1 protein-coding gene is annotated in these 1196 nt (G+C 24.8%); it reads right to left on the reverse strand.

The window, feature by feature from the left end; translation table 11 throughout:
- The coding region (locus BN899_RS08610) for a lysylphosphatidylglycerol synthase transmembrane domain-containing protein (RefSeq protein ID WP_042274671.1) at positions 1-1054 on the reverse strand (1054 nt) is incomplete at its 3' end.
- Positions 1055-1196: the final 142 nt, after the last annotated feature.

A 1196-nucleotide genomic window follows, 5' to 3' on the forward strand; every position in this document is an offset into this window, starting at 1 on the left:
TATTCTCAGCATATATTTTTTCATTTCCATATTTATTCATGTTATGATGAGTATTTATAGTAAATATACCTGCTACTATAACCAACATGTAGTATGCAAACCCACTGTGTAAAAATACTGAGTATCCAATTATTTCTTTTGGAAACACATTTGCAAATATAGAAAAGAATGCTAATTCATTGGCTCCCACATTCCCTGGCGTTGGAATTGGAGATACAGCCATATATAAAAATACTTGCAAAGTTAGTATATGCCAATAAGATAATCCATTTAAATTAAATGCTTTGTATATACAGTAAGTTACACTAAAGAATATAGTAAGTTGAATCGTCGTTAAAATTAAACTTAAGACTAAATTCTTTTTATCTTTAATAAAAATCTTAATTGAGTAATTATACTCGTCAATATATTCATTTATTTTCTCTTTTTTATCCGCTAATTTTTTGAAGAATTTAAATCTAGATAATTTATCTAAAATATAGCTAGTTATCATTTTTATTTTATTTGGACTAAGTACTATTAATATTCCTCCAACTAGCATAACTATATTCATAATCATTCCTGCAGTTACTAACATCATAATCGATGGCATTTCAGTTTTTAGCAGATCTAAATTTAAAAATATTAAATATCCACAGTAAGTTGTAACTACAGTTTGAAATACTATTGTTTTATTTGTTATTATAGCTACTGATTTACTTAAACTTATACCATACTTTGTTAGTGCATATATTTGTATTGGTTGACTACCTGATGCAAATGGCGTAACTAAATTATAATACAATCCCATTGTCCCTATTTTAAATCCTAAAAATCTAACTTTAGTCTTTTCTATTGAATTTATTACTAATTGAAGTATGTATGCCTCAAATAATATATATATAGCCACTAATAAAACTCCAGCTATTATATATTTCACATCAACTACCTTTAAAATATGAGGTATTAATGCAATGTCTAAAGTTGTCGATACTAAATAAGTTGTAAGACATATTAAAAACAATAAAAATGCATATTGTATAAAAGCTTTTTGCTTCTTAGTTATTTTTCTCATAATCGTTCTCCCAATATTTATTAGCCATTTATACATCATATACCATTTTATAATATCTGTGCAATAGTTTAGCCTATTTATAATTGTTACAATTTTGAAAGAATATTGTATATTTATAAATAAAAACATCACTTTATATATA

The sequence above is a fragment of the Faecalimicrobium dakarense genome (assembly GCF_000499525.1).
Classification (GTDB): Bacteria; Bacillota; Clostridia; order Peptostreptococcales; family Peptostreptococcaceae; genus Faecalimicrobium; species Faecalimicrobium dakarense.